The sequence below is a fragment of the Polaromonas sp. YR568 genome, assembly GCF_900116715.1.
GTDB lineage: Bacteria > Pseudomonadota > Gammaproteobacteria > Burkholderiales > Burkholderiaceae_C > Polaromonas.
Map to the genome: position 1 here is coordinate 54,484 of NZ_FPBM01000011.1, position 14,348 is coordinate 68,831.

Below are 14,348 nucleotides of genomic sequence, written 5' to 3' on the forward strand. Positions count from 1 at the left end.
TTCAAAGCTAGCAAGGTAGAGTCTAGGCGGGCGACGATTGGATGGAAATTACTGCTTTAACCGGATCAAATTTCGACGGAATTCAACACGCGGTGTTCTGGATGTCTGCGACGGTCAGGGTGCCGCCGGTTTTGAAGCTGTTTTTCTGGGCATTGACGGCCTGGGTGTCGCTGGCGATGACGCTGCCCAGAAGGGCGGTATTGCCCGCTACGCTGACCTGGAAGCCGCCGCTTCCAGCCTTGATGCCGCTTTGCTCACCGACGCTATTGAAGTTACTGTTGATATTGCTCTTGGAGGCGTTGAAGCTGCCGCTCATGTTGCCCCAACCCACGCTCACCGAGCCACCCATGCTCTTTTGTTCGCTGGTGTAGGTGCTGGTGTCTTGTAAAGAGGCAATGTTGAGGTTGCCGCCCACATCGGCTTTGACCTGGTTGGCCTTGACTACCGCGCCTTGCAGCGTGGTGTCGCCGCCGCTGGTGATGCTGACCTGCTCGCCGGCCTTGACCTGGGTGTTGGTGTAGAAGGTGTCTGCCCCGTCGCCCCGGCCTTTGCCGCCGCTGGCGCTGGCGTTGAACAGCAAGCCGCTGGTGCCGTAGCTGATGCCCAGGCTGCCGGAGCTGTTGCTGTTGGTGCTGTTCTGGCTGGCGGTGTTTTGTGCAGCGAGGAGCTTGACCTGGTTGTCCGCCAGCAGCTGCACTGCTCGGCCGGCTTCTATGTTGCTGCCTTGAATGGTAAGGTTGCTGTCTGCGCCTGCACCGGTGGCAGCGATGGTGATGGTGCCGCCTGCGGTGACGGCGCTGCCCCGGCCTGTGTTGCTTTGGCTGAGCGAGTTGCTCTGGCTCTGGCTGCTGCCTATGCTGATGGCGACGTTGATGCCGCCTGCTTTGTCGGCGTCGTTGGCGTCGCGGCTGGTGGTCTTGCCGTCGGCATCTTTACCGGTGACTATCTGGCCCTCTTTGTCACCGATCTTGACGCCCTGCCCGGCCTTGATCGCGTCATAAGCGCTCTTGCCGGCCAGACCGGCGTTGGCCAATGCCAAGACTTGTGCGCGGCTGTCTTTGGTGTTACTGGTCGCTTCGCTCATCTTGTCGATGGTCTGCATGGCGCTGATGACGGGCGAGGTGACTTCCAGTGTCAGGCCGGTCTGCTTGAATTTCTGCTCGGTCTCGCTACGGCTGGTTTCGCGGGCCTCAACAATGTCGACCTTCTTGGCGACGATGGTGACGTCGCCGCCCGGGGCCATCACGTCACTGCCGACCTGCTTGTACGCCTCATTGGCCACCAGGGTGACGTTGCCGCCAATGCTGCCCACGGTGCTGGCGGCGGCGGTGGTGCCGCGGTTCTTCTGCTCGGTGGATTGTTCACGCGTGCCGACGGTGATGCCGGCGCCGCCGCCGTCGAGCAGGCCGGACTCTATCTTTTCATGGAAGGAGGTGGAGCCGCTGGTGTTCTGCGCGGCCTCGATGCTCAAGTTGTTGCCGGCGGCCAGGGTGGTGCCGGTGTCGCTGATGACGGTGGAGCCTTTGACGTTGATGTCTTTACCGGCCACCACGGTGACGGTGTTACCGCCGAAGCTGGAGCCGACGGCATTGTTCTGCTCGCTGGTGCGGCGCTCGGTGGTGGTGCTGGAGCTGAAGAGGTCGCCCTCTGTGGTCTTCAGTGCAAAGCCGACGCTGTTGGTCTGCCGGCCTTCGGTGATGTTGACGTTGTTGCCTGCGCTGGCCGTGAGGTCACCGCCGGCCTGCACGTTGGCGGCCTTGGCGTTGAGGTCTTTGCCGGCAATCAGATTCAGGCGGCCGGCGGTTTGCAGCTGGCTGCCCACGTCTGTGGTCTGGTTGCTCTGCAGGAAGTGGTCTTCACCGCGGGACTGCAGGCTGCTGCTGGCGGTGGCGACGGTGCCCAGGTTGATGTTGTTGCCGGCGCTGACGACGGTACTACCGTTGGCGCCGCTGTTGGAGATGACCCCCGCGATGATGTTGGCGTCGCGCCCGGCGCTGGCCACCAGGGTGCCGCCCGGGTTGCTGACATACAGACCCGCCACACGGTCTATCCCCGTGAGGCTGAAGCTTTTGGAGCTGGTGCCGCCGGTCTGGTTGCTGGCGCTGCTGGTGGTCGTAACGACGTTGAGGTCGCGCCCGGCGCTGGCGTTGAGGCTGGTGGCGGCAATGATTTGCCCGCCGATGTTGTTCAAATCGTTGCGGGCGGCCACGGTGAGCGCGTCACCGGTGATGCGCCCGCCCAGGTTCTGCACGTTCTCGGCGGTCAGGTTGACGACGGTGCGGCCGGCCACGGTGCCGCTGTTGCTCATGTCGCCTGCCAGGTTGATGTTGACGCTTTTGCCGGCCAGCAGGGCGCCTGTGAGTGCAAGGTCGCCGTCTTTGACGTGCACATAGACCTGGGGCACCAGGGCGCGCGTTTTGCTGCCGTCGGCGAGGGTCACTTCCTGCTCAACGAGCCAGACGATGTCGCTGGTGAGCTGGGCCATCTGCTGAGCGCTCAGGGCGATGCCGGGGCGCAGGTTGTAGGTTTGGGCATAGGTGATGCCGGCGTCCATCAGGGCTTTGTACTGGACTTCTTCACTGGTGTAGTTGCCCAGGAAGCGCTGGCCGGTGAGCTGGGCCACTTGCTCGTTGATCAAACGCTGCTCGTAGAAACCGTCGCCCAGGCGCTTTTGCGTAACGGTCGGGTCCAGCGCGAGCTGGCCCAGCATGTAGTCGCTGCCCAGCCAGGTGCGGTAGTTGGCAAAGCGCAGGTCGGTTTCGATCAGGAAGCCGCCGGCCGGATTGGGGTTGAGGCGAAAGAGGCTCGTGGTGGGGATGCTGAGGTTGACGGGCACGGTGTGCACGCCGGCCGCGCTGAGCGCGCCAGGTGTGGTGGGGATGCTGCCGATGCTGGCGCCGGCTGCCGCGGCCACTTGCGTGCCGGTGCCGCCGGGCGCGGTAAAGCTGCGGCTTTGGAAGGCGTTGAGCGTGATGGTTTGCGGCACATCTTGCGTGTAGGGGCCGTCGCGATAGGCGTTGTAGTTGTAGTCGCAGCCGTCAAAGCCGCCGCAGCCTTCGTTGTAGTTGCTCCAGAAGTAGGCGGTGCCGTTGCGCTGTGCATTGACGCTGACGGTGCGGCCGCGGTTGTCGACAGCCTGGCCGGTGATGTTGAGGGCGCCGCCCGCGATGATCTGGCTCTGGTCGTTGACGAGAGCGGTGGCCGCATGCAGCGTCATGGCGCCGGCGCTGAGGATGCGGCCCGGGCTGCTTTGTGTGATGACGGGCGTTTGCGGCGTCGAGGTGTAGTCGCGAAAGCCCTCGACGATGACGGCGTTGGCGACGACGGTCATGCGCATCGCATCAATCTGCGCCTGCAGTGCGATCCACGGGGCGGGGTCCACATCAGACGTGGTCTGCGGCCGGGCAACGCCGAAAACATCCCACACAGGACTGCTGGCGTCGTAGCCAAAAAACGCCGCAACAGGGGTTGACACCAGGCCGTCCCGGAAGCCCGTCAGCAGATTGTGCGCAGGAACGTAGGCGCTGGGGCCGAGAAAGTACGGCGCGTACTTGATGTCCGAGTAAGGAGCCCCCTTCAGCAGCAGGCGGCCCCTGCCGTCAACGTTGAGGTGACCGGTGTAGGGCGGTACGCCGTCTTCCGACGCCCAGCGTCCGGGGCCGCCATAGATCTGCTCCTTGCTCGTCGTGTCCCAGTAGGCGTAGCCGCCGCCAATACCTGTCTTGTAGGTCTCGGCGCTGACCACCCAGCCCACATCGTTCGCCGTGTAATTGCCTTGCGCTGTGATGTACTCCCTGCCGCTGCCGCTGCCGCTGCCGCTGCCACTGCTGGCGCTGCCCGTCTGCACGGTGTAGGCGAAGTTGGGGTTGGTGTTGTTGATCTGGCCGGCCGTGATGGCCAGGCCGCCCAGCGACTCGATGGTGCCGCCGCTGTTGTTGACAGCGCCGGCCTGGCCTGTGGCATGGCCGGCGCCGTCCAGGCTGCCGCCAATGGTGAGCGCATCGACCGCCGTACCGCCGCTGAAGATCAGCGCGCCTTCGCCGTTGTTCAAAGTCTGCGTACCGATGTCGAGCCGGTTACGGGCGGCGATCACGGCATCGGCACGCGTGCTGCCTACGGTTTCGGTGCTGTTGTTGACGGTGGTGGCGGCAATGGCGACATGGTCGCCGTAGATGCGACCGGTGCCGATGTTGGTCAGGGTGGCGGCGTTGATGCGGGTCTCGGTGCCATCGATGACGCCGCGATTGGTAAAGGTGTTGGCGGCGGTGACCGTGGTGTTGACGCCGCTGATCACGCCAGTGGCGGCGTTGTTGACATTGGCGGCTGAAGCGGCCAGGTTGCGCCCAGCCTGCAGTTTGCCGCTGTTGCTGAGGTTACCGGTGGTGGAGACGCTGACGTCGCGGTTGGCGATAACGTCGCCGGTGTTGTTGAAGTCACTGGTCAGCGTGAGCGACAAGTCCTGCTGCGACAGCAGGCTGCCGTTGCCGCCCAGGCTGGCGGCGTTGGCCGAGAGGGAAAGACCGGCAATGACGGTGCCTCCCGCATTGGTGACGGCCAGCGTCCTGGTGGCGGCCGTGTCTTGCAATGTGGCCGTGTTACCCGCACTGATCAGGCCGGCGTTATTGTTGATGCTGCCGGAGCTGGTGACGGTGGCGTTGACGCTGGTGCGTATCGCGCCCGAATCATTGGCGATCGAGGCGGCTGTGATGGCGATGTTTTTGCCCTCCACGCCCTGGTTGGCGGCGGAGGTGTTGCTGTTGACCACGCTGGCAGCGGCCAATGTGACCGTCTCATCGCTGCGGACCAGGCCGCCGGTGTTGGTGATGACGCCAGGCCCTGCGGCCACAGAGACATTGCCCACGGCCTGCAGCTGGCCGCCGCTGTTGTTGAAGCCGGTGGTGGTGAAGTCTGCAGTGGATTCGCTGACGATCTGTCCGCCGGCGTTGCTCACATTGCCTGCGGTGGCGGTCAACGCGCTCTTCGCCCCGATAGAGCCGGTTGCGTTGTTCAGTTCGCCCGTCAGCAGGTTGACGGCGCCCTGGGACGTGATGCCGCCCGCGCCGCCGCTGTAGCCCGCAGCGTTCGTGTTTGTCAGCGTCTGGCCGTGGGTGTTGATTGCCAATGCGCCGGTGGATTGAATCAGGCCGGCGGTGTTGGTCAGCGCGCCGCTGGCTATCGTGGTGATGCCGCTGGCAGAGACGGTGCCGCCAGTGTTGTTGAACGCTTGCAGGTGGGTGTCGACGCTGATGGCTGTGCCAGTGATGGTGCTGCCGGTGTTGATCAACCCTGTGTTGCTTAGCGTGACGTTGCCGCCGGCGCTCAAACGCCCGCCCTGTGCCGCGCCGCCGGCCACGGTGTTGCTGGTGGCGCCCGTGGTGGTCACGGCGAGGTAGCCGCTCACCGAGGCGACGGTGCCGGACGCATTGGACAGGCTGGCGGCGTTGACGGTGACCGCACCGTTACCTGCAACAGTGGCTTGCGTGTTTTGCAGTGCGCCTGCCGCAGTGACAGTCAGGGTGCCGTTGGCCACGATCATGGCGCCTGCTTCATTGGCGAGGCCGGCGCCCGTGCTGATGCTGCTGTTGCCCTGGGCGCTGATGACCGCGCCGGCGCCGGTGTTGGTGATGGCGCCGGTTGTGGTGATGTAGGTATTGCCTGTGGCCTGGATTTGCCCGCTGTTGGTGAGCCACCCGTTAGCCTGTAGCACCAGATCGCCGCCGCTCGCGCCTATAACGCCGGCGTTGCGCACGCCCAGACCGGTCTCAGTGCCAATAAGGAAAATCTTGCCGGCATACATGCCGCCGACCTGGGCGACGTCAACAGCGTAAGTAGGTGCCGCGCCAGTTCCAGCGATAGGCGTGGCGCTGGTGTGGTCGGCGTTGATGTCGTTGGCGCCAGTGGCCACGCGCAGCTCTTTGGCCCAGATGCCGGCGTTGACCTGCACGGCGCGGGCGAGGATGCCGGTGTAGTCGGCCGTAGAAGTGTCCAGGCCCGCGCCGCCCACGGTGATGTTGCCGCCCTGCACACGAAAGCCGTCGAGCGCGCCGCCGTTGATGACCGGGGTACCGGTGGTCAACGTGACGCGGCTGGCGTTGAGGAAACCGCCGCCGTTGACGTTGATGCCGGCCGGGTTGGCGATGACGACTTCGGCGCGCTGGCCGGCGACTTCGACATAACCGCGGATCTGGCTGGGGTTGGCCGACTGCACTTCGTTAAGGATGACGCGCGCCGGGCCGGTGGCCAGCCAGGGGTTGGCGCCGACAAAACCGCCCAGCTGGGTTTGCACATTGGTACGGCTGTTGTTGAGGATGGCGCCGTTTTGCTGCACATCAAACTGGCTGTAGGTGTTGCGGCTGACACCGGCTGCGCTGGGCGTCTGGATGTTGACCTGCGGCAGGCCGTTGGCCGTTTGCAGCACGGTGGGGCGCTGGCCGGCGGGCGCGCCGGGGGCCGCAACGATTTGCGCGTGCAAGGTTGGCTGTAAACACAGAACCAGGCCCAGCGCCGACAGCACCGCAAAGCGCAGCGGGTGCAGGCTGGCTTGCAAACCCTGCGGGCCTGCACTGCCGGCCGTGTCGCCGCTGGCGGCTTTGCCCTGGGCGCTGGCGGTTTCGGCCACCACCATGCGTTGGCCGCGTTTGGCGTTAAAGACGATGCGGTGCAGGTTTTTGTTCATGGCAATGCGCATGCAAGGGCAAAGCCGGCGCATGACATGCATGCGTCGATTTTTTGTTGTGCGAATTTTTGGGTGCACGCTGGCACCATCTGGGGTGATGCACCCAAGTCATCGTGTGGCTTGGCCAATCACGCTCTCCCTGATTCCGATTTTTTATGGCCCTGAGCCGTGCGCCCAAAGCAGAGGAATTGTAGATTTGGGGAGAGGGGGGCAGTAAGCCGTGTTAGCTTGATTTGGCGAAAAAATTATTGCGTTCGTTGCCAATCGGAAAGATCAGGCAAACGATAGCGAGTCCACTTGTGTACATGAGCAAAGCGAAATTACCAGTAAATTCACGGCTGTTTACCCACGTACTTCCTGGGTCGAAGGCTGGTTCAGGTCATGGACTCCGCCGAACATCCTGCTGCCGGCGTTTTAGTCCTTAAGGTCAAGTTAACTTGATAGTTATCGCGGGCCCTTTACACGCCCAGCCACTTGCCCAGCTCCATCAGCTTGCCCTGGTCATACTGGGCAAAGCCCTGCACCGTGAGCGACTCCAGCCGCTTCTTGCCGTCGGCGGATTGATCCAGCCCCACAAAGTAGGCGGTGAGCTGGGCGCGTTCCGCTTCGCTCAGCTTGCCGCTGGCGATCAGGTGCTTGATGGGCACGGGCTTGCTGGTGGCCAGCACTTTGCCGCCTTTGGCTTGCCAGTCTTTCACCACGGCGCGTGACGCGGTGACGCCCGAGGTCACCATGTTGTTTTCCACCATGAAGGGCACGGCGTCCTGCAGCTTCACGTAAACAGTGTCCTGCGGCTGTGGCCCCAGCGCATCACGCAGGGTGGCGCGCATGATCACCGAGGTGATGGAGTCTTCGCTGGGCGCGCCAACTTTGTGGCCCTTCAGGTCGGCCAGGCTTTTCAGCGGCGAATCGCTGCGCACCATGAAGGATGCGCTGTATTCGGTGAAGCCTTTGGTCACCGCGACGAGGTGGTAACCGTTTTTGGAGAGCGCGCGGATGGAGTGGTGCGCGGGGTGCACCCAGGCGAGGTCATAGCGTTGCTCGGCCAGGCCTGCGGCCAGCTCTTTGTAGTCGGTGACGGCCTGCACCTTCACGGGCCGCTTGAGCAGTTTGCCCAGGTCTTCGGACAGCTCGCGAAAGCGCTCTACGGTGGCGCCGGGGTTGACGCGGTAGGTCACGCCCTCATTCACGGCAAATACCAGCGGGGCCTGCGCCCGGGCTTGTCCGGCCAGGACTCCCGTCAGGGCCAGTGCCATCACACATACACGCGAAAAAACCTTCATCAAAACACCTTTGTCGATAATGGGGTGGAAGACCGGGCACCTCGAAGATCCCCGTTCGGCGAGCGGCCATTTAACCGCCGGCTTGCCTACGAAATTCGTACAAATGAACAATTTCCCAAGTCTGGCTTGAGAACCCGCTACTGAAAAGCTGACCTTAGTGTCCTTGATACAAATGTTTGCAACTCGCGGGTTTTACCTGTGTTGCGCCTGATACAAGACGTATTCGTGAGATAGTTCGCAAGCCTTGCGGCATGCGTGTTGCTTAAACCCTGCACCCGGCTGACCGCAAAAACCGTTTATCTTTTTCGCCGCATGCGTGGTGCTTTGCCAGCTTCGCGGCTTCCTTCAGTTTCCGTTTCGAACGGCTTCGCCGGCCGTTCACCTGACTCGTCCATGATCTCGAAATTTTTCCGCCCCGCTCTTTTCTTGATAAGCGCTTGCGCAATTGCAATAGCCACAGGGGCTACGGCCCAGACCTCGCCGCCGGGCAAGCCTGAGGGCGTCTGCCCCGCCGCGGCAGACCTGAAAGCCGAGCAGCTCTACGGCCTGTGGGTGGCGCAATTCACCAACCCGCCGGCCGGCCTGCCGGCGCGGGCCACGATGCTGCTGGAGCGGCATGCCGAATTTTCCGAAAGCCTGGCCGGTGTCGTGAGCCGCGACCTCGGCACGGCCGCCGGCTCCAAGGCCATTGCAGGCCACGCCGCCAAGGCCGCGCTCGCCGGCGATTTGGATGGCGGCATGCTGCTGCTGGACGAGTCGTCCGACAATGTCAGCATCACCGGCACCTGGAACGGCGAGATGGCCAAGGGCTCTTGCGGCAAGGTGTTCCAGGGCACCTGGAAAGACACCAGCAGCAGCGCGCCCGAGAACGCGCCCGATATTCCTTTCACGCTGACCCGACTGCCTTGACCGCAGAATCCGCACGCAGAACATTCATAACACGCAGAACACCACCGGACTCAAAGTTGCCCATGAGACTGATACCGAAATCCTTTCTTTCCGCCATGCGCTTGCCGGGAGCCGGCCTCCTGGCGCTCCTGCTCCTTTTTGCAGCGACCCCCGGGCAGGCGCAAAACCTTCCCGCCCGCGGCCCCAGCATGGGCTGGCAAACCTGCCAGGCCATGAAGGGCGACCCCACCGCGCAACTGGCGTGCTTCCAGCAATGGGCGGATTCGCAAACACCGGCCAACACCCCCGCGCCCAGCCTGACCACCGCCCCAGCCAACCCGGCCACCGGCCAGCCCGCCACACCGGTATTGCTGCTGCCATCGCTGAACACCGAGGCGCCCGACGGCAAGCCCATCGGCTGCAAGAACACCAAGTACTCCGAGCTCTCGCGCTTCTGGGAGCTGCAGCGCGGCACCGACTGCGACACCTTCTCGCTGCGCGGCTACCGGCCGATCACGCTGGCTGTCTCTACATCGGACAGCGTGAACATGCAGCCCTCGTCGCCTTCGCTGGGCCACACCGCGCTGACGGCGCAGCCCTATATGCGCACTGAAAACAAGATCCAGCTGTCGGTGCGTACCAAGATCGCCAAGGGCCTGCTGAAAAAAGGCGACAACGACGATGACGACCACGACTCGGTGTGGTTCGGCTACACACAGCAAAGTTACTGGCAGCTCTTTAACGGCGCGATCTCACGGCCTTTTCGCACCACTGACCACGAGCCGGAAGTGCTTTACATCTACCCGCACCAGATCCCGCTGGCCGGCGGCTGGAACTACCGGCTCTCGGGCCTGGGGCTGGTGCACCAGTCCAACGGCCAGTCGCTGCCGCTGTCGCGCAGCTGGAACCGCGTCTACCTGATGGGCGCGGCCGAAAAAACACTGGGCCAGGACTCTGGCCTGATCCTGCAGGGGCGCATCTGGGACCGGCTCAAGGAGTCCTCGGGCAATGACGACAACCCCGGTATCGAGAATTACGTCGGCCGCGCCGAAGTCACCGGCAGCTGGCAGATCAACAAGGCCAACACCGTGGGCGTGACGCTGCGGCATTCACTGCGCAAAGAGGCCCGCGGCTCGGCCCGCTTTGACTGGATGATGGCGCCCACCTCGTCACCCAACTACACCGGCTTGCGTTACCACGTGCAGCTTTTCAGCGGCTACGGCGACAGCCTGGTGGACTACAACCGAAAGCGCAGTGTTCTGAGCATTGGCCTGAGCCTAGTGGACTGGTAGGCGCTTGCGGGGTGGCAAACGGCGCGCCGGCTGATAGCCGGGCGCCTCCGCTTGCCGTAGGCTGGCGCAATGACTTTTGCCGAGCCCACCACCTTCACCCTGGCCTGTATCGTCGCCGGCAGTTTGCTGATTGCGATGACGCTGGGCGGCTCCTTCATCAGGCGGCTGCCGCTGAGCGCGGCCATGCTGTATCTGGGCGTGGGTGTGGCGATCAGCCCGGTGGGCCTGGGGCTACTCAAGCTTGATGCCCTCAAAAATGCCGTGCTGCTGGAGCGCCTGACGGAAGTCGCCGTGCTGATTTCGCTCTTCACCGCCGGCATGAAGCTCGAGTTCCGCCTGCGGGATGGGCGCTGGCGCATTCCGGTGCAGCTGGCGACGGTGTCCATGGTGCTGACGGTGGCGGCGGTGACCGCGCTGGGTGTGTATGTGCTCAATTTGCCGCTGGGCGCCGCCGTGCTGCTGGGCGCCATCCTGGCGCCGACCGACCCGGTGCTGGCCTCCGACGTGCAGGTGGCCAACCCGGGCGACCGCGACCGCCTGCGTTTTGGCCTGACCGGCGAAGGCGGGCTCAACGACGGCACGGCGTTTCCTTTTGTGATGCTGGGCCTGGGTTTGCTGGGCCTGCACGAGCTGGGCGAGGGCGGCTGGCGCTGGTGGGCTGTCGATGTGCTGTGGGCGGTGGCCGGCGGCCTTGCGCTGGGCTGGCTGCTGGGCACACTGGTGGGCCGCCTCATTCTTTACCTGCGCATGCGGCACCGCGAAGCGCTGGGCTCGGACGAGTTCATCGCGCTGGGGCTGATCGGGCTCACCTATGGCCTGGCGCTGCTCAGCCACACCTACGGTTTTCTGGCGGTGTTCGCCGCGGGGCTGGCGTTGCGCCGCATTGACGAGCCGCATTCGCGCGCTGCTGCCCCGGCGGCCCCGCTTCCCGATGAAACGCTGAGCCCTGCAGACCAGGAAGCCTCAGGCGCCGAAGCACCCGCGCACATGATGCGCGCGGTGGAGCGCTTTAACAGCCAGCTCGAGAGCTTTGTGGAGGTGGCCATCGTGCTGGCCGTGGGCGTGCTGGTGGCCACCACGCGCTTTCGCATCGAAGTGCTGTGGTTTATCCCGGTGCTGTTCCTGGTGATCCGGCCCGTGGCGGTTTACATCGGCCTGCTGGGCACGCCGGTCAAGGGCGCGCAGCGCCGCCTGATGGGCTGGTTCGGCATACGCGGCATCGGTTCGCTCTATTACCTGCTCTATGCCATCAACCACCACATCGAACGGGCGCTGGCGCAACAGCTGCTCTCCATCACGCTCGCGGTGGTGGTGGCTTCGGTCGTGGCGCACGGCATCTCGGTCACGCCTCTGATGAAGCGCTACGAAGCGCGCAAGGCTGGCCGGCGCAAATCAGGCTGAAACCGGGGGTGGTGTGGGGAATTTTCCGTACGGGTGTTATTGATAATTATTCGCATTTGTATAATCGTGACTTCCCGATTAACAAATTCCCAGGAGTCGTCATGAACCCAGTGCTGAAACCCGTCGTCCTCGCTGCCGCCCTGGCTCTGCTTGCAGCGCCCGTCATGGCCCAGCCCGCAGCGGCAGCCCCCGTAAAGGCAGCAGCGGCGCAGGCCGGCACCACGGCGGCCACCGTGGCCAAGCACTACGCCAACCTGGTCCAGGCCAGCTACGACGACACGCTGGCCAGCACGCTCAATCTGCAAAAAGCCGTGCAGGCCCTGATCGACGCGCCTTCGGACGAAGCGCTCAAGGCCGCCCGCAAGGCCTGGATTGACGCGCGCGAGTTCTACGGCCAGACCGAAGCCTTCCGCTTCTACGGCGGCCCGATCGACGACAAAAACGGCCCCGAAGGCCGTATCAATGCCTGGCCCATGGACGAGTCCTATGTCGACTACGTCAAGGATTCGCCCAACGCCGGCATCATCAACAACCGCAAAGTCACCATCAGCAAGAAGCAGCTGTCCAGCCTGAATGAGCGCAACGGCGAAGAAAACATCGCCACCGGCTGGCACGCGATCGAGTTTTTGCTGTGGGGCCAGGACCTGAGCACCACTGGCCCGGGCGAGCGTTCGTTTGAAGACTTTGTGGACGGCAAAAAACCCAATGCCGACCGCCGCCGCCAGTACCTCAAGGTGGTGACCGAGTTGCTGGTCGACGACCTGCGCTTCCTCACCAAGGCCTGGGCGCCCACCGCCGGCTCGTACCGCGCCAAGTTCGAGCGCGGCGGCATGGAGTCGGTGCGCAAGATGTTTGTCGGCCTGGGCTCGCTCTCGCGCGGCGAACTCGCCGGTGAGCGTCTCGAAGTCGCCCTGGCCAGCCAGGACCAGGAAGACGAGCACTCGTGCTTCTCAGACAACACACACCGCGACGTGGTGAACAACGCCAAGGGCATCCAGAACGTCTGGCTGGGCCAGTACAAACGCGCCGACGGCACCACGCTGGCCGGCCCGTCGCTGCGCGACCTGGTGGCTGAAAAGAACCCGGCACTGGCCGAGCGCACCAGCAAGCAGATCGCCGCGTCCGTCGCCGCCGCCGAAGGCATCCAGGCGCCGTTTGACCGCGAAATCGTCGGCGCCAAAGATGCGCCAGGCCGCCTGCGTGTGCAAAAAACCATCGACAGCCTGGTGCAGCAAAGCAAGGACCTGGTCGAGTCCGCCAACGCCGCCGGCATCACCAAGCTGACGCTGGTCAAGCCCTAAGTGTCGCGCGCAGCTTCGCCCAAATTGCACACGCGCGCCCTGCGGGTAGCGCTGGTTTGCACGGACGTCGCGGGCTTGGCCTTCTGGGTATTCGCAGGGCCCGCCGCCCTAGCCGGCGCGGCGCCTGACGATGAAAAAACCGGTGGCGAGACCACCGTGTTTGCCACCGGCCAGAACGCGTTTTCATTTCCCTTCGCCAATTTGCCCGATGAAGAGCGCACGCGCTTTGTCATCGGCAATTCTTTTTTCAAACGCAACTGGGTGCAGGCGCCGTCCTCCACCACAGCGCGCGACGGCCTGGGCCCGCACTTCATCGCGCGCTCCTGCGGCGGCTGCCATGTGCAGGACGGCCGCGGCGCGCCGCCGGACTTCACGCGCGGTTTGTCCGAGCAGCCGGTGGGTTTGTTGCTGCGCCTGTCGATCCCCGGCAACGATGCACACGGCGGCCCCAAGCCTGACCCGGTGTATGGTGACCAGTTCTCCAACTTTGCGGTGCTTAACGTCATGCCCGAAGGGCAGATCTCGCTGCGCTACGACACGGTGCGCGGCAAGTTCGCCGACGGCACGCCTTATCAGCTGCAAAAGCCCCGCTACGGTTTCAGCAAACTCAACTACGGCCCCATGGCCAAAGACATCATGGTGAGCCCGCGCATTGCGCCGCAGATGGCCGGCGTGGGTTTGCTTGAAGCGATTCCCGACACCGAAATCTTGCGCAATGCGCGTGAGCAGGCGGCCTCGGGCGGTCCGGTGCGCGGCATCATCAACCAGGTGTGGGATGCACCCTCGCAGCAGATGCGCGTGGGCCGCTTCGGCTGGAAGGCCAATGTCGCCACGCTGGCGCACCAGACGGCCGGCGCCTTCCTGGGCGACATGGGCATCACCTCGCCGACCTTCCCTGACGAGACCTGTACCGCCGCGCAAAAAGACTGCCTGGCCGCGCCGCGCGGCGCGCTGGGCAAGGCGCCCGAGATCGACGAGAAAACGTTCAACGACGTGGTGTTCTACGAAACCGCGCTGGCGCCGGCGGCACGCCGCAATCCGAAAGACGCGCAAGTGCTGCAAGGGCAAAAGCTGTTTGCGCAGGCGCAATGCGCCGCCTGCCACCGGCCCAGCTACGTCACCGGCGAAAGCCCCTTCCCACGCCTGGGCAGCAAGGCCGTGCAAGGCCAGACCATCTGGCCCTACACCGATTTGCTGCTGCACGACATGGGCGAAGGCCTGGCCGACGGCCGGCCCGACTTTCTGGCCAATGGCCGCCAGTGGCGCACACCGCCGCTGTGGGGCATTGGGCTGGTGCCCGACGTGAACGGCCACAACCGCCTGCTGCATGACGGACGTGCGCGTGGCGCGCTGGAAGCCGTGCTCTGGCATGACGGTGAAGCCAAGGCCAGCAAGGACAAAGTCTTGCAGATGAACGCGCAGGAGCGCGCCGCGCTGGTGAAGTTTCTGGAATCGCTCTGATCACCGCGATTCACTGAACGCCCGGCCTGAAACAACACCCACAAGG

7 protein-coding genes are annotated in these 14,348 nt (G+C 64.2%); 5 read left to right on the forward strand and 2 right to left on the reverse strand.

What is annotated here, in order from left to right; translation table 11 throughout:
• Nucleotides 1–82: 82 nt before the first annotated feature.
• Entirely contained in the window at nt 83–6,676 is a 6,594-nt protein-coding gene (locus BM408_RS19760) for a hemagglutinin repeat-containing protein (RefSeq protein ID WP_175541851.1), read from the reverse strand.
• 458 nt (nt 6,677–7,134) lie between these two features.
• Nucleotides 7,135–7,959: a phosphate/phosphite/phosphonate ABC transporter substrate-binding protein gene (locus tag BM408_RS19765; protein WP_092132117.1), complete on the reverse strand. Its 825-nt coding sequence runs from the start codon at nt 7,957–7,959 to the stop codon at nt 7,135–7,137.
• A gap of 393 nt (nt 7,960–8,352) precedes the next feature.
• Here BM408_RS19765 and BM408_RS19770 point away from each other — a divergent pair, with 393 nt between their 5' ends.
• The 5 genes from BM408_RS19770 (at nt 8,353) to BM408_RS19790 (ending at nt 14,302) form a co-directional block, all read left to right on the forward strand.
• Nucleotides 8,353–8,868, forward strand: coding sequence for a hypothetical protein (locus BM408_RS19770; RefSeq protein WP_175541852.1), 516 nt, complete (start codon nt 8,353–8,355; stop codon nt 8,866–8,868).
• A gap of 95 nt (nt 8,869–8,963) precedes the next feature.
• The gene (locus BM408_RS19775) at nt 8,964–10,139 is read left to right on the forward strand and encodes a phospholipase A (RefSeq protein ID WP_254774888.1); all 1,176 of its coding nucleotides are present in this window, start codon (nt 8,964–8,966) and stop codon (nt 10,137–10,139) included.
• Nucleotides 10,140–10,208: 69 nt separating this feature from the next.
• Entirely contained in the window at nt 10,209–11,540 is a 1,332-nt protein-coding gene (locus BM408_RS19780; protein ID WP_092132120.1) for a cation:proton antiporter, read from the forward strand.
• Nucleotides 11,541–11,641: 101 nt separating this feature from the next.
• A complete protein-coding gene (locus BM408_RS19785; RefSeq protein WP_092132121.1) occupies nt 11,642–12,841 on the forward strand; it encodes an imelysin family protein in 1,200 nt (399 codons plus the stop codon).
• 24 nt (nt 12,842–12,865) lie between these two features.
• Nucleotides 12,866–14,302, forward strand: a complete 1,437-nt coding sequence (locus BM408_RS19790) for a di-heme oxidoreductase family protein (protein WP_371327034.1) — start codon at nt 12,866–12,868, stop codon at nt 14,300–14,302.
• Nucleotides 14,303–14,348 lie beyond the last annotated feature (46 nt).

Excerpts from the sequence above, each read along its gene's own strand:
- BM408_RS19760 (WP_175541851.1), bottom strand. The coding sequence starts at position 6,676 with ATGAACAAAAACCTGCACCGCATCGTCTTTAACGCCAAACGCGGCCAA.
- BM408_RS19765 (WP_092132117.1), bottom strand. The coding sequence starts at position 7,959 with ATGAAGGTTTTTTCGCGTGTATGTGTGATGGCACTGGCCCTGACGGGA.
- BM408_RS19775 (WP_254774888.1), top strand. The coding sequence starts at position 8,964 with ATGCGCTTGCCGGGAGCCGGCCTCCTGGCGCTCCTGCTCCTTTTTGCA.
- BM408_RS19770 (WP_175541852.1), top strand. The coding sequence starts at position 8,353 with ATGATCTCGAAATTTTTCCGCCCCGCTCTTTTCTTGATAAGCGCTTGC.
- BM408_RS19785 (WP_092132121.1), top strand. The coding sequence starts at position 11,642 with ATGAACCCAGTGCTGAAACCCGTCGTCCTCGCTGCCGCCCTGGCTCTG.
- BM408_RS19780 (WP_092132120.1), top strand. The coding sequence starts at position 10,209 with ATGACTTTTGCCGAGCCCACCACCTTCACCCTGGCCTGTATCGTCGCC.